This window comes from Pseudomonas sp. TE31087, from assembly GCF_057284075.1.
Window position 1 is genome coordinate 1,173,665 of the sequence record NZ_JBXVNN010000001.1, and the last position, 18,728, is coordinate 1,192,392.

At 68.2% G+C, this 18,728-nt stretch carries 13 protein-coding genes; 1 reads left to right on the plus strand and 12 read right to left on the minus strand.

All coding sequences use genetic code 11. The features are described from left to right. Positions 1 to 3,123, minus strand: a complete 3,123-nt coding sequence (locus ACZ899_RS05265; protein WP_234561468.1) for a dermonecrotic toxin domain-containing protein — start codon at positions 3,121 to 3,123, stop codon at positions 1 to 3. Positions 3,124 to 3,259: 136 nt separating this feature from the next. On the opposite strand from ACZ899_RS05265, the gene ACZ899_RS05270 reads away from it, so the two are divergent. After that, positions 3,260 to 5,503 (plus strand): putative bifunctional diguanylate cyclase/phosphodiesterase, encoded by a 2,244-nt coding sequence (locus ACZ899_RS05270; protein WP_442799971.1) that lies wholly within the window; start codon positions 3,260 to 3,262, stop codon positions 5,501 to 5,503. Between the two features lie 115 nt (positions 5,504 to 5,618). Here ACZ899_RS05270 and ACZ899_RS05275 read toward each other — a convergent pair whose 3' ends face one another. From ACZ899_RS05275 to ACZ899_RS05325, 11 genes are read right to left on the minus strand one after another with little or no spacing between them, the layout of a single operon-like run. After that, positions 5,619 to 6,398 (minus strand): ChbG/HpnK family deacetylase, encoded by a 780-nt coding sequence (locus ACZ899_RS05275; RefSeq protein ID WP_234561469.1) that lies wholly within the window; start codon positions 6,396 to 6,398, stop codon positions 5,619 to 5,621. Continuing rightward, positions 6,370 to 7,542, minus strand: coding sequence for a GNAT family N-acetyltransferase (locus tag ACZ899_RS05280; RefSeq protein WP_234561470.1), 1,173 nt, complete (start codon positions 7,540 to 7,542; stop codon positions 6,370 to 6,372). The genes ACZ899_RS05275 and ACZ899_RS05280 overlap by 29 nt, the downstream gene beginning before the upstream one ends. 4 nt (positions 7,543 to 7,546) lie before the next feature. Further along, the gene (locus ACZ899_RS05285) at positions 7,547 to 8,236 is read right to left on the minus strand and encodes a GNAT family N-acetyltransferase (RefSeq protein ID WP_234561471.1); all 690 of its coding nucleotides are present in this window, start codon (positions 8,234 to 8,236) and stop codon (positions 7,547 to 7,549) included. 34 nt (positions 8,237 to 8,270) lie between these two features. Further along, positions 8,271 to 10,181 (minus strand): hypothetical protein, encoded by a 1,911-nt coding sequence (locus ACZ899_RS05290; protein WP_234561472.1) that lies wholly within the window; start codon positions 10,179 to 10,181, stop codon positions 8,271 to 8,273. Continuing rightward, the gene (locus ACZ899_RS05295; RefSeq protein WP_234561473.1) at positions 10,178 to 11,482 is read right to left on the minus strand and encodes a lipopolysaccharide biosynthesis protein; all 1,305 of its coding nucleotides are present in this window, start codon (positions 11,480 to 11,482) and stop codon (positions 10,178 to 10,180) included. The genes ACZ899_RS05290 and ACZ899_RS05295 overlap by 4 nt, the downstream gene beginning before the upstream one ends. Beyond that, entirely contained in the window at positions 11,482 to 12,489 is a 1,008-nt protein-coding gene (locus tag ACZ899_RS05300) for a polysaccharide deacetylase family protein (protein ID WP_232856944.1), read from the minus strand. The genes ACZ899_RS05295 and ACZ899_RS05300 overlap by 1 nt, the downstream gene beginning before the upstream one ends. Positions 12,490 to 12,498: 9 nt before the next feature. Beyond that, positions 12,499 to 13,635: a glycosyltransferase family 2 protein gene (locus tag ACZ899_RS05305; RefSeq protein ID WP_234561474.1), complete on the minus strand. Its 1,137-nt coding sequence runs from the start codon at positions 13,633 to 13,635 to the stop codon at positions 12,499 to 12,501. Continuing rightward, positions 13,628 to 14,593: a glycosyltransferase family 2 protein gene (locus tag ACZ899_RS05310; protein WP_203646314.1), complete on the minus strand. Its 966-nt coding sequence runs from the start codon at positions 14,591 to 14,593 to the stop codon at positions 13,628 to 13,630. The genes ACZ899_RS05305 and ACZ899_RS05310 overlap by 8 nt, the downstream gene beginning before the upstream one ends. After that, positions 14,590 to 15,960 carry an O-antigen ligase family protein gene (locus tag ACZ899_RS05315; protein ID WP_234561475.1) on the minus strand — a complete coding sequence of 457 codons (1,371 nt, stop codon included), beginning with the start codon at positions 15,958 to 15,960 and terminating at the stop codon, positions 14,590 to 14,592. Before ACZ899_RS05315 ends, ACZ899_RS05310 begins: the two co-directional genes overlap by 4 nt. Then, positions 15,957 to 17,150 carry a glycosyltransferase family 4 protein gene (locus tag ACZ899_RS05320; RefSeq protein ID WP_234561476.1) on the minus strand — a complete coding sequence of 398 codons (1,194 nt, stop codon included), beginning with the start codon at positions 17,148 to 17,150 and terminating at the stop codon, positions 15,957 to 15,959. Before ACZ899_RS05320 ends, ACZ899_RS05315 begins: the two co-directional genes overlap by 4 nt. Then, entirely contained in the window at positions 17,147 to 18,721 is a 1,575-nt protein-coding gene (locus tag ACZ899_RS05325) for a GumC family protein (protein WP_203646318.1), read from the minus strand. The genes ACZ899_RS05320 and ACZ899_RS05325 overlap by 4 nt, the downstream gene beginning before the upstream one ends. Between the last annotated feature and the right edge of the window lie 7 nt (positions 18,722 to 18,728).

Sequence of the window (18,728 nt, forward strand, 5' to 3'; positions counted from 1 at the left end):
TCATTCCTCGAAGGGCGGCGGGAACACCTCGGCGTCCATCAGCCGCATCGCGCCGATCGACAGGCCATAGTCCATGGCCCGTGGGTCGGCGAACGTGCGCAGGCGCTGCCACAGCTGCGCGTGAGTGTAGTCCGGCAGGTCCTGCAGCCCGCGCAGGTCGCGGCGATATTGCAGCGGCAGGGTGTTCCAGATGCTCCAGTCGTCGACATTGGTGTCCTCCAGCATGTCTTCGTACTCCGCGTCGGCCACCAGCAGGTCGACGCCATCGCGCTCGTAGTAGGCCTGGATCTGCTGGCTGACGCGCTCGCTGAGTTCGGCGCTCTCCAGCCACAGGGCCTGGCCCGCCACCCGCGACAAACGCAGGTCGTCCGGCAAATGAGTGAACCGGTTATCGCGCAGATCGAAAATGATGGGTCGCCAGTCGGCATCGTTGCGGATGCCGGCTGGCCAGTCCGCCAGTTCGCAGGTGTTGAGGTTGAGCATGTCCAGCGCGGCCAGGCGGCTCAGGTCAGGGCTGCGGGCCAGCGGGTTGTGCGACAGGTCGAGCAGGCGAAGATTGTCGAGGCGATCCAGGGCAACCTGGTTGGCGTCGTTCCAGAGGATGCTGTTGCCTTGCATATCCAGCCATTCCAGTGAGTGCGGCACGGCGACCGCTGGTATTTGCTCGAAGCCGCAGTTCATCAGGTGCAGGCGTTGCAAGTGGGGAAACCGTTCGAGGAACTCCGCGGGCAGTTCGCTCAGGGCGGGGTTGGCGGTCAGGTCGATGCGCTGGATATGGGTGAAGCGATCAGGTAGCGCCAGCGAGGCCAGGTCCTGGTGGGTCAGGGCCAGGTCGGCGAGGCTGATCAGGTGGATGACCCGGCCTTCTTCCTCTGAGTACTCCGAGATCCGTTGCCAGTTGCTCACCAGTCGGCGTGCGGCGGCCTGGCGCAATGGGTTTTCGCCTGCCCAGGCACGCACCTGGTCGCGGAACGTAAGCAGTTGCCGCTCCAGTTCGGCGAGCTGCTGCGCCGGATCCAGGCCGGCTTCGAACCATTGGGTCAGTTGTTCGTTGACCTGGAAATCGACGGACTCGGGGTAGAGCGCCCGGTAGCGGCGCAAGAGCGCGCCGACGTCGATGCGTTGCGCGGCAAGGGCAGGCGCGCCCAGGCCGCCGCGCAGTAGGCCTTGACTGCTCCAGCCCGGCGCCGGGTTCTCCAGCAGGCGACTGGCCATGTCACGGCTCGACAGGGCCAGATCGTGGATCCGCTGGCGCAGCTCACCGACGCTGGTGGTCTTCAGTCCAAGGGCCGCACGGTCATCGGCAGGCAGTGCCTGCATGACAGCGCGGCAGAGGTCGTGGTCCTGGTGAAGCGGGGCCGGTCGCTCTCCGAGGTAGGCTTCATAGCCGTCGGCTGACTTGAGCACGGTGCAGGCGCGGCTGCTGTCCCTGGCGCCGGAGGCCAGCAGCAGCGGACCCTGGGGCGAAGCCGCCCGCAGCTCGAGACGCAGATGCTCCGGCCAGCCGGGCAGTCGCGGCATCGCATTGATGATCAGTCGCTCGCTCAGCAGGCTGGCTTGCTCGGGAAGATACAGCCCCTTCAGGGCGTTCTTCAGGACGCTCTCGTCACGCTGATCGGCGCGCCGCAGGCGCTGGCTGCCGTCTTCGAGGGTGACGGGTTCGAGGCTCTCCATCAACGGGCTGCTGGCCAGGCGTGACACGGCCTTGCCTGCCAGGTGCAATCCGCCGATCAACGCCAGGTTGAGGCCCACCGACTTGAGGTGGGCCATGGCTTGCTCGCGGTCACCGACCTGCCAGGATTCATAGCCTTCGTAGGCTTCATCCAGCAGTTGGTAGGCAATCACCGCGGTCATGACCGTGCCCAAGGCGGGGACGAACAGGCCGGCGATCATCAGCATGTCGAGGCCGGCACTTTCCCAGAGGGCTTTGCGCGCCTTGAGCGCCTGTTCGTCGGCTTGCGCAGTGGGCACGGCCAGGTGTCGGGCTTCGTGCTTCAGGCGTGCCAGGTGGTCGTCGTGGAAAAATATGTACAGGTCTGCGGCGATGGGCAGGGTGCGCAAGCGCAGGTCGCCACCGGCATTCTGGCGCAGGCGGCTGGCGAGCTGGCCCTGCTGCTCGCTTGGTACATAAGCCATGAAACCTTGGCGAAACGGCTCTTGCTGCAAGTCGCTGCGCAACTGGCGATGCAGCGCTTCGAGGTTGTCGAAGGCGCGCAGGCTGTCTGTCTGTCCCGGCAGGTACAACACGATAGCTGAAGTGCCGGTATCGATCAGGGTCGCCTCGTGCAGGGTGATGCCGAACAGGCTCAGTTGGCTGCAGGGCAATGCTTTGCCATTCTCCAGCAAGGTCTGCAGCGCATCCCATCCCGCACCACTGAGCTGGTTGCGCGCGCGGGCCAGGTCAGCCGCCAGACGCAGGCTGTCCTGGTGAACGCGCAGCGCCGCCGGGCGCACGCCAGGTGCGGCGAAGGTGGTATCGAGGTGATCCTGGTAAGCCTGGCCGAGGTCCAGTTCGCGACAGGTCCTGGCGAAAACCTCGGGTGACAGCGCCAGGGGCTTGATCCGGATCTGCTCCGAGGACAGGTCGATGTCGACTTCGGTTTCGCTGTCGCCCAGGGTCGTCTTGCCGGTGACCATGGTCTGGTTGACCTGCCAGTCGCTGTCCAGGGCGAGGGCGCTGTCGCGGTTGAAGGTCACGGCGTCGCTGAAGTTGCGCAGGGCCGCTTCGAGCAGGCTGCGGTGTTCGTGCTGGGTGAGGTAGACCTGAAAACTGTAGAGATGCTTCACCCAGACCAGCGATGTGCTGCGCAACGGTGCACTGAATTTGTGCTGCGTGCGCAGGCGCTCGGCAAGCAGGGGCTCGGCGAATTCGTTGATGTTCTTCAGGCCACGCAGGTGCTTTGCCAATGCGCGCTGCGCATGCATCAGGCGCGCCTGGCTGGCCTCGACCGCCTCGCGCAGGTGGGGCGCGGCATTGGCGAACCAGGCCGCCACGGCCCCGGGCAGGCCCTGTACCGGCAGGATGGCGTCGCTGAGTCGTTGCCAGTGTTCGGCACCGGCCTCCCGTGCCCAGGCGGGCAGTCGGCGTTGCAGAAGGGTGTGGTGTGGATTGGGGGCTGTCATCTGTGGCTCCTTGCAAAGCGCACATCAGAGCAGCCGTGTCGGGGCTGGCGGTGGTACATGCTTGTACCGGTAAAACTGGCCTCAATATTGGCCGCGCAGCGCCGATAACTGCGTAATTGCCTGCCATCGCCTGCCTATGATCACTCCCCAGCCCCCACAAGACCCCACGCCAGCCCCAGCCGGGACCTTGCGCCAATCGCTCAATCGCCTGCTGCCGGTCGGTCTCGCCCTGGTAGGTATCGGCCTGTCGATCGCCCTGGGGCACCTGGATGCGCAGCGCGAGCGCACTGAGCAACTGGGCAATCTCGCGGCCCGCCTGGCGGGGATGCGCGGCGCGCTGGAAGCCCAGTTGGGCGCGGCGTTCGGCGAGGCCGAGGGCATCGCCCAGCTGATCAGCGCCGATGGCGAAATCAGTTCGGCGCATTTTCACGGCATGGCCCGCGATGCCTTGCAGTCGGTCCCCTACATGCGCCATATCGCACTGGCGCCGGGGGATGTGATCGGCGATGTCTACCCGATGGCGGGCAACGAGCGGCTGATCGGGCTGGACTATCGCCAGCTGCCGGATCAGTTCCCGCTGGTGCGATCGGCCCGCGACCAGGCCCAGCCGGTGCTGGCCGGTCCCCTGCAGCTGTACCAGGGTGGCCGGGCGCTGATCTACCGGCGTCCGGTGTTCGTCACTGGCAAGCGCGGTGTGCGCTTCTATTGGGGCAATGTGTCGATCGTCGCCGATATCGACCGCTTGCTGCTGACGGCGGGATTGCGCCCGGATACCGAGTTCGAGGTTGCCGTGCGGGGCGGCGACGGCAAGGGCGCCGAGGGTGCGTTGATCTGGGGCGATCCAACGCTGTTTGACACGTCGCAGGTGAAGATGACCGTGGAAGTGCCGGGCGGCGTCTGGCAACTGGTGGCGGCGCCACGGGGCGGCTGGTCGGGGCTGGACCTGTTCGGCTCGCCATTGTTCCTGTTCGCCCTGAGCTGCACGGGGCTGTTCAGCCTGTTCGTCGCCCAGCTCAACCGCAAGCAGCGCCTGCTCGAACAGCGCAACCGCGAGCTGCAGCGCTACCAGGCCCAGCTCGAACGCCTGGCCCACTACGACACCATCACCGGGCTGCCCAACCGGATCCTGTTCCAGCAGCAGCTGGGCGCGGCGATCCTGCAAGGGCATGGCCTGGCGGTGCTGATGCTCGATATCGACGGATTCAAGCAGGTCAACGACAGCCTCGGGCATCCGATGGGCGATCTGTTGCTGCAGCAGGCGACCGCGCGCTTCTTGCAGGAACTGGACAGCCAGGACCGCTTGTGCCGCCTGGGTGGCGACGAATTCGTGTTCATGCTGCAAGGCGCCCAGGGCCAGGTGAACCACCAGATCCGTGCCTTGCTGCGCTGCCTGCAGCGGCCGTTCGACCTCAATGGCAACGCCGCCCTGGTCACCGGCAGCATCGGCCTGGCCTGGTGCCCGCAGCATGGCGAGGACGCCGACAGCCTGCTGCGCCACGCCGACACCGCCATGTACGCGGCCAAGGAAGCCGGGCGCGATGCCTGGCGGCCCTACCACGCGGACATGACCGAGCGTCTGCAGCAGCGCCTGGAGCTGGAGCGTAACCTGCGCCGGGCGCTTGAGCACAACGAATTCGAGCTGTGGTACCAGCCCAAGGTCGATCTGTTCAGCGGGCAGCTGGAAGGCGTCGAGGCCCTGCTGCGCTGGCGTGACCCCGAACATGGCCTGGTCTCGCCGGGGGAATTCATTCCCTTGGCCGAGCGCACCGGGCTGATCATCCCGCTCGGCGAACGGGTGCTGGAGCTGGCTTGCGCGCAACTGGCCGAGTGGCGCGCCGGCGACGGCTTGCCCGGGCCGCTGGCGATCAACGTCGCGGCCCTGCAGATCGAGCGCAGCGACTACGTCACCAGCCTGGCCTCGGCACTGGAGCGCCATGGCCTGCCGGCCAACCTGCTGGAAGTGGAGATCACCGAGAGCCTGCTGATGGAAAGCCAGCAGCAGGCGTGTGCGGTGTTGGCGCAGTTGCAGGCCATGGGCGTGGCCACGGCGGTGGACGACTTCGGCACTGGCTATTCGTCGCTGGCCTACCTGCGCGCGTTGCCGATCGATCACCTGAAGATCGATCGCGCCTTCATCAAGGACCTGCCCGGGGACGATGACGCGGTGGCCATCGCCAGGGCGATCATCGACCTTGGCCACGCCCTGGGTTTTCGCATCACCGCCGAGGGCATCGAGACCCAGGAACAGTACGATTTCCTGCGCCATGCCGGCTGCGACCAGGGCCAGGGCTTTTTGCTCGGGCGGCCGATGCCGGCTGAGGCTTTGCGCCGCTGGCTGGACGACAACCATGAACGGCGGCATCGGCCGCCGGGGCGTTAGTGGCAGGGGGGCGAGTGTCCGCCGATACAGGTTTGGCGCCTATCAGATCGAGCGCCGCCCGCGCGGCGCTCAATCTGATAGGCAATACACCTCCAATGTCGAACACCCGGCACCATCAACTCATCTCCTCCTGCATACCCAAGCTCGCATACCCCACCCGCGGCACCTGCCCCAGGCGCTGCTCGACCAGCGCCAGCAGCGATTCGCCGCTGGCCAGGTAGGCGTCGCCGAAATCATGCCCACCCAGCGCGCTGGGATGGGCCACCAGCTCCAGCACGCCATGCTCGGGGGCCAGGCCGGCCTTGAGGTCGGCCGGGGTGCAGACGAAGTCGGCGGTGCTCCCGGCGAGCTGGCGCAGGCGCCAGTTGAGCAGGGTCTTGAACGCGCGCTTGGCCGGCCCGATGTTGTGCCCCAGGTTGCGCGCCAGGCGCACCGGCACGCCCTGGTCGCGGGCGAAGCGGGCGACGACGGTGCCCACCGGCCAGATGTTGTGCACGTGCTGGTGCGAGTCCAGGTGGCTGGGCATCAGGCCATGATCCAGGCAGTGTTTCCATTGGGCCTCGAGCTCCGCTTCCACGGCGGCTCGCTCGCGGCGTGACAGGCGCAGGGTGCGTTGCTTCAGGCGCAGGTCGAACTCGCCGTGGGGCGTGCAGAAGCGTGGCTCGGCCAGGATTGCCTGGCTCAGCGGACGGCCGTAGGTGAGGTTGAAGTGCAGCCCGATGCGTCCCTTGAGCGCCGGTTGCTGGGCCAGCGCGCAGGCGGTGGCGAAGGCCGGCATGTTGGCCATGGCCGTGGCCGAGCTGATCAGCCCGGCCTGGAAGGCGTGCAGGATGACCGCGTTGGTGTGGGCACTGAGGCCGAAATCGTCAGCGTTGACTATGACCTGGGATGGCATCTGGGCGCTCCTGTGACGGGGTGGGGGCGACAACATCGGCTTCGTTGCGCGGCGAGCGCCTGCGCAGGCGTGGTTTGAGCCAGTGCCAGCAGCGCTGCGCCAGGCCCAGCAGCACGCCGTCGGGACGCCAGCTGTAGCTGCTCAGGCGCCACTGTTCGAGCTGGCCGGTCATGCGTTCGTGCAGTTGGTGGCTGGAGTTGTCCAGGCTGACTCGCGAGGCGTCGATCCATTTCCAGTCCGCATCCAGGCCCCAGTGGATCCACTCCTCCAGGAGCACGCGGCCGCTGCCCAAGTCACGGTGTTCGGGCACGAAGGCGAGGTTGTAGTCGTAGACCCGGCCGCGCTCCACCAGGCCCAGGCGGTAGCTGATGCAGCGCCCGTCCAGCTCCAGCAGCACCAGGCACACCAGGCCTTCGCCGGCCAGCGCGGTGAAGGCCTGGTCCATCCACTGGCGGCGCAGGGGGACGGAGAAAATGCCGACCTCGTCGTCGCCTTTCCAGCTCACGGCCTCGACGGCGCTGATGGCGTCGAGCAGTTCACCCATGTTCTCGGCCGTGGCCATGACGCGGCGCACGCTGGCGCCGCAGGCGTTGATCCGTTTGCGCGCGCGGCGCAGCTTGTAGCGCGGATCGCCGCTGACCTCCTGGCGATCCTGTTCGTTGATGCGGTGCACCGGCACGCGGCAGGTCAGGCGCTGCTGCCAGGTGGAGCTGGCGCCGGCCCACTGGCGCAGCCAGCCTTCGTGCTCGGCGTTGTCCGGCACCTCGTTCAGTTGCAGCAGGGCATGGGGCAGGTGTTTGCGGATGGCCTGCAGGACCTGGTCGGCGTACAGCGCCGGCAGGTCGATGAGCAGCGCGATGCGGTCGCTCAGCGGATAGCCCAGGTGGCGCACCACCGGCGCGAACAGTGGGCCGAAGGGCTCCCGGGCGCGGACCAGAGGCAGGCACAGGCACAGGCGTTCGTCCTGGTAGCCGAGCAGCACACCGAGCCGCTGGCCGGGCAGCAGGGCGGCCTCGGCGGCGCGCAGCCAGCCGAGGTGGTTGAACGGCGTGCTGCCGGGCAGGCGCCGGCGCAGCGCCTCGTAGTCGGCGGCGGGGAAGTCGTCGCTGCGCAGCGAGGCGCACCATCTGAGCTGCAGGGCCATGGCTTCAGCACGCCGTGGCCGAGGAGGCCGGGGCCTCCGGTTTGCGCAGTGGCTCCAGGCGCGAGGTCGTGTAGCGACTCTCGCGGTAGAACCTCCAGCGGCCGAACAGGCAGTACACGTTCATGATCCGTCCTTGCTCCTGATAGCCCATGCGCAGGTGCAGCTTGAGCGCCGGGATGTTGTGCTGCTCGCACACGTCCACCACCTTGGTGCAGCCCTGGGCGGCCATGGCCTTCCACAACGCCAGCTGCAGGTCCACCGACAGCTCGGTGCCCCAGTACTTGCGGATCAGCTCGCCGCCGAACTCGAAGAACTCGCCCGGTCCGACCGGGAACCAGCAGCCGTAGTAGTGGCGGTCGTGATAGTGGCGGCTGCTGCCCCAGATGAAGGCCACGGCGTCGTTGTCGTCGTCGAGGAACATCAGCCCGGTGTGGCCTTCGGCGGCCAGCTCGCGCATGGTCTCGACCCGGTCGCCGAAGTGGCGGGCGAAGGCCTGCACGTTATGCACGGTGATGCCCTCGACGCGCAGGCTGCCGTAAGGCTTGAGCCGGTGCGGCGGCACCGGGCTGACCAGGTCGCGCTCCATCCACAGCAGCTCCCAATGATAGAAGACGTAGTGCCGCAAGGCGCTACCGAGGGTGTCACGCAGTCCCTTGCGCTTGATGCGATCCTGGATCTTGGCAAATGCAGTCATGGTGCCTCCTGGGCATGGCTGATCGAGGTGCGTCTCATGACGCGCTCCAGGTCAGGGCGAATACGGTCTGCCCTGGCAGTTGAAAACGGACCTGGCCATCGGCGCAGCTGAAGCTGGCGCGGCGGCTCTGGTTGTCGGGGCCGAACAGTTCGAGCTGGCCGGCCGGGCAGTCGCCCAGGACCAGCGCCACCTGTTGCAGGCGCTCGGCCTTGTTCACCCCCAGCAGGCTACGTTGGTGCTGGCGGGCCATGGCCAGGGCGTCGACCTCGAAGGCGTCGTTGTCCAGGGTCAGTACCTGGTCCAGCCAGTGGCGCTGGATGAACTGCTGGGCCAGGCCCACCGGCTTGAGCTCGTAGCGCTGGTCGCCGGCATCGCGCAGCATGCCCTTGGGCCATTCTGGCTCGTCGGCGACATGGAACCAGTTGAGCATCTCGAGCAGGCCGTCGCCGGCGGCGTTGATCACCACCGAGGTCCACCACAGCCCGGCGTAATGGGTGTTCTGCTCGTAGGGGCTGAGGCTTGAGCCGCTGGACAGGTTGGTCTGGTCCAGTAGCAACGCCTTGCGCGGCCGGCCCTGGTTGTCCAGACCCACCAACTCGGCGGCCTGGCGCACGCTGTCGCGGTAGCTGCGGGTGGCGAGCAGGTCGCGGACCATCCATTCGTGCCAGGCCAGGGCGTCGATCTGCGCACCCTGTTCGGCGAGCAGGCGCCGCGCCCAGTCGATGCCGCGGCGTTGCTTGCCGTCGTCGGTGAAGGGCCCGCCGAGCAGGCGCGAGGAGGCCGGCATGGCAATGCGCACACCGGCCTCGCGGGCGCCCGGATACTCGCGCACGCGCTTGGCCATGGCCTGGAAGAAGTCACGATAGCTGGCGTAGTCGCGGTAGTTGAGATTGGGCTCGTCAGCGAAGGCCAGGTAGTGGATGCCTTTGCCGCCCAGGGCCTTGGTCGCTTCGAGCCAGGCGCCGAGCCCATCGCTGCTGGTGCGGTCGCTGCGCAGGTCGGCGACCCGGGCGCTGCCGGCCAGCAGGGTGATGTCCTGGAGGATGCCGAAGCGTTCCTGGTAGAGCTTGCGCCAGGCATTCTCGAAGTCGGGTTGGCGTTGCAGCACGTCGACGAAGCTGTAGAAACCGGCGGCCTGGGGGCGCAGGGCGTCGAGGGCGGCAAAGCTCGAGGCCGGCGGCAGCACATAGGGCAGGGCCACCCCTAGCCTCGGCGTGGGGCCGAGTAGCTTGGTGCCGAGGGTCAGGCGTACCTGGCCCTGCTGTTGGGGCAGGTCACCGAGGTCGTCGGCGCGCTGGGCGAACAGGTTGGCGCTGCCGTCGAGCCAGAACGCCGCCTTGCCGCTGCCTTGCAGGCCCAGGCGCCAGGTCTCGTCGCGGCCGCTGACGGGCAGTGCTAGCTGGTCGAAGCGCCAGTAGGCGCGGTAGGGCTTGAGTGGCAACTGCACGCGCCGGCCATCGCTGAGACGTTCGGCGAACAGCCCGTGGACGCCGCCGTGGTGCTTGCCGGCCAACACCGCCCGTTCGCCGGCCTTGACCCGAAAGTACAGCTCGACACCCGGCCCGACCTCGGCGCTGAAGTGCACTTTGGCCGGTGCGAACAGCGCACGGGTACTGGCATCGTGCTGGATGCGGTAGTCGCGGAAGCTGTAGCCGGGCACTTCCAGGCGATAGGTACCGCCACCGGCTGCCAGGGGCCAGCGCTGCTCGCCGCGCACCTGCGCGGCCTCGATGCGCCGTTCGCCGGTCAGGCGGCCCTGGCCGTCCAGCAGGTACAGGCGCTCCGGGTTGGCGTCGGCCTGCCAGGCCGGGCGCCACTGGATGCGCAGCTCGTCGGCGCGGGCCGGGAGCAGGTACAGGCTGCCATCGCGGATCTCGCCCCATTGCACGGGCGCGGCGAGCGCCGACTGTGCCAGCAGCGCGGTGCACAGCAGCAGGGCTCTCATGCCGCCCTCCGTTGCAGCATCTGGCGCAGCGGCGCCAGGTCGGCGGGCAGGATGATCAGGGTCTGGCCCAGCGGCACGCCGCTGAGGCGGCAATACAGCACCAGCATGGCCACGGTGACCGCCAGGTAGGCGATGGACGAGGCCGCCGCGGCGCCGACGATGCCCCAGGTCGGGATCAGCAATACGTTGAGCACCAGGTTCAGCGCGGCGCCCGCGCCCATCAGCAGCGACACCGTGCCGGGGCGGTTCTTGCCCAGCAGGTCCAGGCGCAGGATGCTGGCGTAGCACAGGCCGAGCAGGCCCGGCAGCAAGGCCAGCAGCGCCGGATAGGCCGGCGCGTAGTCGGAGCCGAACAGGGTGACGATCAGCCACTGGCCGATCAGCGCCATGCTCAGGCAGGCGCCGAGCATCACCGTGGCGGTCAGGCGCAGGGCCAGGGGCGTCAGGCGTTCCATACCGGCGTCCTGTTGCAGCAGGCGTTTCATCAGCGGCGTGGTCACCGCCTCGGGGACGATCAGCAGCAGTTCGGCGGCGGCGCTGGCCATGGCGTAGTGGCCCAGGGCGGTGCTGCCGAGCATGGCGCCGATGAACAGGTAGTCCGAGCGCAGGATCACCTGCTGGAACAATAGGTCAGGGTGACTCTTGGCGCTGTAGCTCAGCAGTTCGCGCTGGCCGCCGCGATCCCAGCGCAGGGCCAGCGGGTGCTGGCGGCGCAGCCACCACAGGCCCAGCACCAGCACCAGGGCGATGCCGCACAGCCAGCTGATCAGCGCGGCCTCCAGGGCCTCGTCGCGCCACATCCAGAACAGCCCGAGAAACAGCAGCAGCGGCGCCAGCGACTCGGTCAGGCGCAGGGCGTTGAAGGCGCCAACGCCGCCGCTGGCATTGTGCAGGGTCAGCAGGCCGCTCTTGAGCACGGTCATCGGCACCGCCAGCAACAACAGCCAGGCCAGCAGGCCCAGCTGCACGGTAATTTCCAGGTCGCTGCCGAACTCGCGCACCAGCAACACGCAGACCAGCGTCAGCAGCCCGGCCAGCAGGCAGCCGTAGACCAGCACCTGGGTCAGCAGCAGGCCCATGTCGCGCTGCTTGGCCGCCTGGTAGCCGACCGCGCTGTTCAGGCCGCCGCTGGTGGCGGCGCTGAGCAGGTCGGGCAGGGTGCTGAGCAGGGCGAACAGGCCGCGCTCGCTGGGGCCGAGGATGCGCGCCAGCAGTACGTTGCGCAGCAGGCGCAGGGCGATCATCGCAAGCTTGGTGCCCATGCTCAGCGCCAGGTGGCGCAGGTAGCTGTTGCGGTTCATCAGCGTTCTCCGCGGCTGATGCGCCAGGCCAGCAACGAAGGCCGGCTGGCATTGCGCTGGCTGACGCCGATGCGCGGCAGCGCCAGCGGGTCGTCGTGGCCCTGGCAGATCCCCGGGCGGGTGCTCAGGGCGTAGGGGTAGCGGTGCGCGGCGACACGGGCGCGCACGCGCTCGTCGTGATCGCCGTTGGGGTAGCAGTACACCGGCAGCGGTTCGCGGCAGCCTTCGTTGAGCGCGGCGTGGCTGCGTTGCAGCTCTTCGTTGAGGCGGTGGTCATCCAGGTACGGCAGCAGGGCATGGCTGGCGCCATGGGGGCCGAAGCGCACCAGGCCGGAATCCTCCAGGGCGCGCACCTGCTGCCAGTCCATGGCCTGGGGCAGCGACTCCGGCGGGCAGGCGTCGGTCAGCACATGCAGGGCCTGGGGGCTGAGGCTCTTGAGGGTCTGCAGGTAGCGCGCCAGCACCAGGCTGCGGGCCTTGCTGTGGTCGTGCATGAAGTAGGCCGCAGGCAGTGGCCGGCCAAGCTTGCGCAGGCGCTCGATCAGTTGCCGACGGGCCTCCTCGCCATGGGTGCCCCACAGGGTTTCGCCGACGCTTTCCCACCAGAAGCGCTGGCGGCTGCCGATGTAGTCGGTGGACAGGAAGATGCTCGCCGGCACCTGGTGGCGTTGCAGCAGCGGGAAGGCGTTGACGGCATTGTCGCGCCAGCCGTCGTCGAAGGTCAGGGCCACCTTGGGGCGGGTATCGCCGCGGGGCTCCTCGTGGCTCTTGAGCAGGTCCATGAGGCTGACGCAGTCGAAATGCCGGGGCAGCCAGCGCAGCAGCCCTTCGAAGGCCCGGGGGCCGACGCACAGCTCGTTGCGATGGGGCAGGGCGGCGCTGGCGTCATCGGCCAGCACCCGGTGCAGCATGAGGATCACCCCGGCGCCGCGCAGTTCGGCGCGGCCACGCGGCGACTTGAAATAGAACCAGCCACTGGCCTGCTTGATGTGGGTCTTGATCGGCATGTCCGTCGCTCATCGATTCTGGTCGGGGTTCCATTGGCTGTAGCTGTGCCCGCGCAGGAACTGCCACAGGCCCACGCTCATGCCGGCGAAGGTGACCAGCATGAAGGCGGCCAGGCGGAACGGGCGCGGCAGGCGGCGGCGGGCGTCGAGCAAGCCGGCGATGGCGGCGGCGTAGCCGAGCAGCTGCAGGGCCAGGGTCAGGCGGTAGAACCCGGGCTCGATGGCCAGCCACAGGTTGGCCAGCAGCAACGGCAGCAGCAGCACCGGGGCCAGGCGGCGGATCAGCTTGTGGCTGATCAGGGCGATGGCGTACAGGCCGTGACGCGCCGGGTTGAGCAGCTCGCGGCGGGCGGCCAGGCTCAGCAGGCCACCGACGGTGACCCGCTGGCGGCGGCGGAACTGCTTGTCGGCCTCGTCCACGCCCTGGTCCAGCACCACCGCCTCGGGCACGTAGACGATACGCAGCCCTGCAGCCGGGGCGCAGGTGCTGATGAAGAAGTCGTCGTTGACCTGCTTGGGAATCGGTTGGTACAGCGCCCGGCGCAGGGCCAGCAGGGCACCGTCGGCCGAGACCATGCAGCCAGTGCGGTTCTCCACCTTGCGCACCCAGGCTTCGTAGTGCCGGTACAGGCTGTCGCCGATGCTCAGGCCCTTGCCCGGGTCGGGGATGATCATGTGCCCGGCGGTGCCGCCAACCTGCGCGTCTGCGAACGGGGCCAGCAGCAGCCCGAGGGTGTCGGCCGACCACTGGTTGTCGGCGTCGGTGAACACCAGCAGGTCGCCCGTGCACACCTGCACGGCACTGTTCAGCGCCCCGGCCTTGCCCAGGCGCGGCAGGTCGAGCACCTGCACCCGCGGGTCACCCAGGGCGCGGGCCAGCGCCACGGTGCGGTCGCTGGAGCCGTCGCTGGCCACCACCACCTGCAGCTCGGCGGCGGGGTAGTTCTGGCCGAGCACGCTGGCGAGCTTGGCTTCGATATGTCGCTCTTCGTTATGCGCGGCGATCACCACGCTCACCCGCTGCGCCGGCAGCGGCGAATGCGTGCGACGGGCAAAGAACGGCGCGGCCAGGGTCAGCAGCAGGGGATAGCCGACCCAGGCGTACAACGGCAGCAACAGGCATAGCCAGAAGATGAACTCAGCCACGGGCGGGCCTCCTTGCGGTGCGGTTAAACAGGCTGAGGATGAACGCCGCGCCGGCCAGGTGCAGGCGCAGCCAGTGCAGGCCCCAGAGTTGCAGGGTGAGCAGCGGGTCTCGGTGGCGGCGGCTCTGGCGCAGGCTCAGGAACAGCGCGGGCAGGGCGCTGACCAGCAGGAAGAACAGCGCCACATGGGGAAAACCGTCGAGCAGGGCCGACAGGGCCATGGCGTCCAGCACCCACGCCCCCACTGATAGTAGCGGGAAGCGCAGCAGGCGCAGGCTCACGCCATGGCTGCGCAGCAGCTGCAGGTGGCTGCCTTGGCGCCACATCTCCTTGCCCAGCCATTCGCGCCAGTTGGCCTCATAGCCCCAGTGCAGGACTGCGGGCTGACGCAGCACGCGCAGGCGGGCGCCGGACTCATGCAGGCGCAAGGTGAAGTCCTTGTCCTCGCCGGTGCGCAGGCGCTCGTCGAAACCGCCGACCTGCTCGAACCAGCTGCGGCGCATCAGCAGGTTGGGGGTGGGCAGCCAGGTGCAGTCCTGCACCGTCTGCCCGGTACGCAAGGTGCGCCGTTGCCAGGCCTGGGCGAACCACGGGGCGTGGCGCGGGGTGTCGCAGTCGAGGGCGAAGACATCGCCTTCGCCGCGGCGCTGCAGGTCCAGCAGCAGGTCCAGCCAGTGCTCGGGCACCTCGATGTCGGCGTCGAGGAAGGCCAGCCATTCGCCGTGGCTGGCGGCCACGCCGGCGTTGCGCAGGGCGCCGATGGCCACCCCGGGCAGGGTCAGCACCTGGGCGCCGTGCTCGCGGGCGATCCGCGGGCCGTCGTCGCTGGAGCCGTTGTCGACCACGATCAGCTCGCAGGCCAGGCCCGCCGCGCTGGCCGAGCGCCGGGCGGCGTCCAGGGTGCGGCCGATATGGCGGGCCTCGTTGAACATCGGGATGACGATGCTCACCCGGCTCATCGGGCCACCTCCACGGTTTGTTGTTCACGGGCCTGGCCCAGCAGCACGCTGGACAGCGCCAGCATCAGCCACAGGTACTTGTGGCTGGGGGCGCTGAGGAACATCAGGAACAGGCCGATGGCCAGCATGCTCATGGTCAGGTGGGTCATCAGGTCGGCGCGGTCCGCATCGCCGGCCGCGCGGTAGGCGGCGCGGGCCTGCCAGAAGTTGCGCAGGGCGAGAAAGATCATGCCGACGAACAGCAGGCCCGCCGGCAGGCCGACCTCACTGAACAGCTCCAGGTAGGTGTTGTGGGCGCGGCGGTAGAGGTCGGTGGTCTTGCTGTTGACCGGGGCGAAGGCCTTGGAGAAGCCGGTGTCGGCATAGTGCAGCGGGAAGGTGCCGGGCCCGGTGCCGAGCAGCGGGCTGTGGCTGATCATTTCCTTGCCCACCACCAGGTAGGAGGCGCGGCGGCCCAGCGATTCGTCCTGGTGCGCGTTGACCCCGGACTTGAGCAGCATCAGCGACTGGATGCGCTCGGCGTAGCCCGCCGGCATCAGGGCCACGCCCAGGGGCAGGACAATGGCCAGGCCGAGCATGGCGAAGCCCAGGTGGCGCGGGCGGATACGGGTCAGTTGTTCGCGGTAGTTGTACAGCACGATGCCCAGGCTGATCAGCAGCACCACCAGCCCCGAGCGCGATTCGGTCTTGGTCATGCCGACCAGCAGCAACAGGCAGCTGCCGGCCCAGAACAGCTTGACCGGGATCTGCCGGGCCTTGATCGCCAGCCACAGCCCCAGCGGCATGGCGATGGTGATCAGCAGGGCGAAGGCGTTGGGGTCGAGCATGGCCGAGGCGCGGCCCTGTTCCTGGTACTTGGTGGAGAAGATCGCGAACAGGCAGGTGACACACACGCTGACGGTGATCAGTCGGGCCAGCATCGGCAGGTTGAGGTCGCGGCCGACCAGCAGGGTGATGACGAACACCACCAGGCCCACCAGCAACTCGCGCAGGTGACCGCCCGACAGCGCCAGGTCGTCGCTGGCCCACAGGCTCAGCAGGTACAGGGCCATGAACGGCAGCAGCAGGCGCCATTGGTTGCTGCGCAGGCGCTCGCCGGGCAACTGGCGCACTGCCAGCTGCAGGCTGAGGATCAGCACCAGGCCGATGCCCACTAGCTTGGCGCCGGACACCAGGCCGTCCTTGAGCAATCCCTCCAACGGCACCAGGGTGGCGATCGCCAGCAGGCCCCAGGCTGGCTTGCGGTACAGCACTAGTACGCCGGCCAGGCCGATCACGCCGCCGGGGGCCAGGAATGGGTAGGGGCTGGCCAGCAGCCCCAGGCTCAGCAGGGCCACCAGGGCCACCAGCGACAGGGGAATGATCATGCGACAACCTCCTCGGCCGTGCCCCGGTACACCAGGGCCCAACGTTGTGCCAGGGTCGGCAGGTGGTAGCGTTCGCGTTGCGTGCGGCGGGCGCCGGCGACCAGCTCGGCGGCCTGCGCGGGATCCAGAAGCAGGGCCTCGAGGTGCGCGCCCAGCTCGGCGCTGGCCAGGGGCGCGGCCAACAGACCGTTGCGCCCGTGCTCGATGACGTCGGGAATGCCGCCGACGCCGAAGGCCACCACTGGCACGCCGTCCTGCATGGCCTCGAGCAGGATCATCGGCGTGCCTTCGGTGCGCGAGCTGATGACCAGAGCGTCCAGGCGTTTCATCCAGGCGCGCATGTCGCGCTGGAAGCCCGGCAGGGTGATGCGCGCGGTGAGACCGGCGGCGTCGATGCGGGCCTGCAGGGTGTCGCGCTCGGGGCCTTCGCCGAGCATCACGGCGTGGACCTGTGGGTGGCGCTGGCACACCGGGATCAGGGTGTCGAGGAACAGGTCGGGGCCTTTTTCGCTGGACAGGCGGCCGACGTAGGCGGCGAGCCAGGGGTTTTTATCGCAGTGGTGAGGTCCTGGCGTGGGAGCGGGCTTGCCCCGCGATGGCGATGTCAAATCTGACAGCGTATCGCGGGGCAAGCCCGCTCCCACGAAACCCGCTCCTACGCCACCTGGCAGGTCATCCTTGGTGTGCTCGGGCAACCCGTTGGGAATCACCCGCAACTTGGCCTCGGGCACGCCGGCATCGCGGTGGATGCGGGCGATGCTCTCGGCCACGCACACCACCGTGTCCACCGTCGGCGTGCGGCACAGTTGCAGGCTCAGCCAGGTGTAGAAGCGCTGCTTGCGGCTGCGCGGGGTGAAACCATGCTGGGTGCTGACCATCGGCAGGCGCCACAGGGTGGCGCCGATCCAGCCGAACAGCTGGCCCTTGAAGTTGTGGCTATTGACCAGCGGACGTTGGCCGCGCTGCGCACCGAGTACCTTGAGCACCGCCCCCAGCCCCCGGCAGGTGTCGCATTCGACCCCGGCCTCGCGAAAGCGCGCCACCAGCTCCGCCGGGGCATCGAGAAACAGCACCCGATGCTGGCCGGGGGTCGCCTGGCAGTGGTCCAGGAGCATGCGCTCGGCGCCGTAGAATCCGCCACTGCCGAGCAGGTGCAGGATCGGCCGGCCGGCGTGCAGCGCGGCGTTCAATTGCGCACCCAGTGCCACAGGCGTGGCAGCGACCAGCTCTTGTGCGGGTTGGGCAGCGCCGGGGCCTGATCGTTGATCACCAGCAGCACCGGCAGGCCCAGCTCGTGGCTGATCTGCGCCGGATGCTTGAAGCGATGGTCGAAGAACTCCCTGACGTAGACCACGGCGATCGCCAGCAGCAGGCCGGTGACCAGGCCGAACGGAATGATCAGGCCAGGTTTCGGGAAGCTCGCCGCAGTGGGCTCGTAGGGGGCGCTGAGGATCCGCGCGTTGGACTGGCTGCCGTCGAGCAGGCCCTGGCCGCGGCTTTCCTCGTAACGCTGGGCGTAGGTGGAGAAGGCCTTGTGCAGGGCATCAATCTCGGTGTCCAGCTGGCGGGTCTTGCTCTGGGTCTCGCGCAGCTGGAGGATGCGCTTGCTGTAGTCGGCGATGCGCTGGGTCTTCTGCTCGATCACCTGCTGGGTCACGGCCAGGTCCTGCTGGCGCTCGCGGATGCGGTTCTCGACGATCTTGAGGAACTGCGCGCGCAACTGGGCGATTTGCTGGCGGGCCATGACCATCTGGTCGGAGCCTGGCTGGAACACCGTGGCGTCGCCGTTGTAGCGGGCCAGCTGGGTGGTCAGCTGTTCGCCGAGCTGCTTGATCTCGCGGTCCTCGAAGGCGACGTTGTCGACCGTGGTGGTGAAGGTGTAGGGGAACGCGTAGTCGGCCATCCTCGCCTTGCTGGCCGCGGCCAGGCTGCTCTGCAGGTAGTCGAGCCACTTCTGGTTCTGCAACTGGCGGTCACGTTGCAGGTTGAGCGCCTGCTCCTCGGTGTTGATGGCGTTCAGCCGGAAGGTGATCTCTTCCTTGGGGTCCGACGAGCCGATGGCGGTCAGCAGGCCCAGGCGCTGGCTTTCCAGGTCGCCCAGGCGGGCCTGGTAGTGCAGCTTCTTCTGCTCGTAGAACGCTTCGGGCAGCTCGTTGGACTGCAGGTCCTGGCGGTTGGCCAGGAAGTTCTCCAGCAGGCGACTGACGAACAGCGTGCCCAGCTTCGGATCGTCGGCGCTGTAGGTGATGGAGATCACGTTGGAGCCGGGCAGGGTCTCGACCTTGAGGTCCTTGACCGCCTGGTCGGTAAGGGTGTCGAGCTGGGTGTCGCGGTCATCGGCCACGCTGTTGCCGAACAGCCGGTGCAGCGGGTCGAATACCGCGTGGCGCACCGGGTCGAGCACGGTACGGCGCAGCAGGCCGGGCTCGTCCGGATAGTGGCCTTCCTTGCGCAGCTCGCCGATGGTCTGACGGATCAGGGTCGGCGAGCGAAGGATGTTGCTCTCGGTCTCCATGTCGGCCAGCGACGGCGGGATGAACTGGTCGGCCTGCTGGCTGAGCGCCGAGGTGGTGTCGCTCTGCGAGAGCTTCTTGGACTGCACGATGACTTCGGCGGTGATGTCGAAGCTCTGCTTGAGCACCAGCGGTAAAATCACCGCGATCACCGCGAACACCAGGAACACCCGTTTCACCAGCTGGCGGTTGGCGAAGAAGATGCGGAAGAACTCATGTACGTAGTTTTCTTTGGGTTGCGTGGTCATGGTTCGT

Excerpts from the sequence above, each read along its gene's own strand:
- ACZ899_RS05265 (WP_234561468.1), bottom strand. The coding sequence starts at position 3,123 with ATGACAGCCCCCAATCCACACCACACCCTTCTGCAACGCCGACTGCCC.
- ACZ899_RS05270 (WP_442799971.1), top strand. The coding sequence starts at position 3,260 with ATGATCACTCCCCAGCCCCCACAAGACCCCACGCCAGCCCCAGCCGGG.
- ACZ899_RS05275 (WP_234561469.1), bottom strand. The coding sequence starts at position 6,398 with ATGCCATCCCAGGTCATAGTCAACGCTGACGATTTCGGCCTCAGTGCC.
- ACZ899_RS05280 (WP_234561470.1), bottom strand. The coding sequence starts at position 7,542 with ATGGCCCTGCAGCTCAGATGGTGCGCCTCGCTGCGCAGCGACGACTTC.
- ACZ899_RS05285 (WP_234561471.1), bottom strand. The coding sequence starts at position 8,236 with ATGACTGCATTTGCCAAGATCCAGGATCGCATCAAGCGCAAGGGACTG.
- ACZ899_RS05290 (WP_234561472.1), bottom strand. The coding sequence starts at position 10,181 with ATGAGAGCCCTGCTGCTGTGCACCGCGCTGCTGGCACAGTCGGCGCTC.
- ACZ899_RS05295 (WP_234561473.1), bottom strand. The coding sequence starts at position 11,482 with ATGAACCGCAACAGCTACCTGCGCCACCTGGCGCTGAGCATGGGCACC.
- ACZ899_RS05300 (WP_232856944.1), bottom strand. The coding sequence starts at position 12,489 with ATGCCGATCAAGACCCACATCAAGCAGGCCAGTGGCTGGTTCTATTTC.
- ACZ899_RS05310 (WP_203646314.1), bottom strand. The coding sequence starts at position 14,593 with ATGAGCCGGGTGAGCATCGTCATCCCGATGTTCAACGAGGCCCGCCAT.
- ACZ899_RS05315 (WP_234561475.1), bottom strand. The coding sequence starts at position 15,960 with ATGATCATTCCCCTGTCGCTGGTGGCCCTGGTGGCCCTGCTGAGCCTG.
- ACZ899_RS05325 (WP_203646318.1), bottom strand. The coding sequence starts at position 18,721 with ATGACCACGCAACCCAAAGAAAACTACGTACATGAGTTCTTCCGCATC.